Raw genomic sequence first — 1,788 nt, forward strand, 5'->3', positions numbered from 1 at the left:
ATTTTTATTTCTGAATCATAACTGTGTACTTTCTCCTTAGAAAGGAGGTGATCCATCCCCACGTTCCCGTAGGGATACCTTGTTACGACTTAACCCCAGTCATCGGTCCTACCTTCGACGGCTCACTCCATTTACATGGTTATGCCACCGGCTTCGGGTATTACCAACTCCCATGGTTTGACGGGCGGTGTGTACAAGGCCCGAGAACGTATTCACCGTAGCATGCTGATCTACGATTACTAGCGATTCCGACTTCATGGAGTCGAGTTGCAGACTCCAATCCGAACTGAGACAGCCTTTATGAGATTTGCTTACTCTCGCGAGTTCGCTGCTCTTTGTAACTGCCATTGTAGTACGTGTGTAGCCCAGGCCATAAGGGGCATGATGATTTGACGTCATCCCCACCTTCCTCCGGTTTATCACCGGCAGTCTCTCTAGAGTCCTCAACTTAATGTTAGTAACTAAAGACAAGGGTTGCGCTCGTTGCGGGACTTAACCCAACATCTCACGACACGAGCTGACGACAACCATGCACCACCTGTGTGATATATAGCTATCTCCCCATCTCTGGGGTATTTATATCCATGTCAAGGCCTGGTAAGGTTCTTCGCGTTGCTTCGAATTAAACCACATACTCCACCGCTTGTGCGGGCCCCCGTCAATTCCTTTGAGTTTCACACTTGCGTGCATACTCCCCAGGCGGAGAACTTATTGCGTTAACTGCAGCACTGAATTTCTCCAACACTTAGTTCTCATCGTTTACGGCGTGGACTACTAGGGTATCTAATCCTATTTGCTCCCCACGCTTTCGTGCCTCAGCGTCAGTTACAGACCAGCAAGCCGCCTTCGCCACTGGTGTTCCTCCATATATCTACGCATTTTACCGCTACACATGGAATTCCACTTGCCTCTTCTGCACTCTAGTCTAACAGTTTCCAAAGCGGACAGTGGTTGAGCCACTGGCTTTTACTTCAGACTTATTAGACCGCCTACGCACCCTTTACGCCCAATAATTCCGGATAACGCTTGCCACCTACGTATTACCGCGGCTGCTGGCACGTAGTTAGCCGTGGCTTTCTGGTAAAGTACCGTCATCTAAATAGCATTTCCTCTATCTAGTGTTCTTCCTTTACAACAGAGCTTTACAGACCGAAATCCTTCTTCGCTCACGCGGCATTGCTCGTTCAGGGTTTCCCCCATTGACGAAAATTCCCTACTGCTGCCTCCCGTAGGAGTTTGGGCCGTGTCTCAGTCCCAATGTGGCCGGTCACCCTCTCAGGTCGGCTATGTATCATCGCCTTGGTGGGCCGTTACCTCACCAACTAGCTAATACACCGCGGGTCCATCCTTCAATGGTGCAAACGCACCTTTAATAGTAATGAGATGCCTCACTACTACCTATCCGGTATTAGCTATCGTTTCCAATAGTTATCCCAGTTTGAAGGGCAGGTTACCCACGTGTTACTCACCCGTTCGCCACTAAGCGAAAATCCAAATCCGACTCCGTGCAAGCACTTCATCTTCAATGGGTCGCTTCGTTCGACTTGCATGTATTAGGCATGCCGCCAGCGTTCATCCTGAGCCAGGATCAAACTCTCCATTTTGCTCATTTATGAACACGACTCTTTGCGTGTTTTGTGTTTTTGTTTTCCGTGAATTCTTTGATTCGAAATTGACGTTTCCTATTTAGTTTTCAAAGATCTACCTTGCACTGTTTTTCGACCAATGTCTTCCAACCGTGCCTGTTTATAATACCAAATCTTTACACCTTATGTCAACACTTTTTTT

Annotated in this window: 1 rRNA gene; it reads right to left on the reverse strand. The window is 47.9% G+C overall.

The features are described from left to right. Positions 1 to 40: 40 nt before the first annotated feature. Positions 41 to 1,604 (reverse strand): 16S ribosomal RNA (locus J2S15_RS20260). Positions 1,605 to 1,788: the final 184 nt, after the last annotated feature.

Origin of the sequence: Breznakia pachnodae, assembly GCF_030814225.1 — a bacterium.
GTDB lineage: Bacteria > Bacillota_I > Bacilli_A > Erysipelotrichales > Erysipelotrichaceae > Breznakia > Breznakia pachnodae.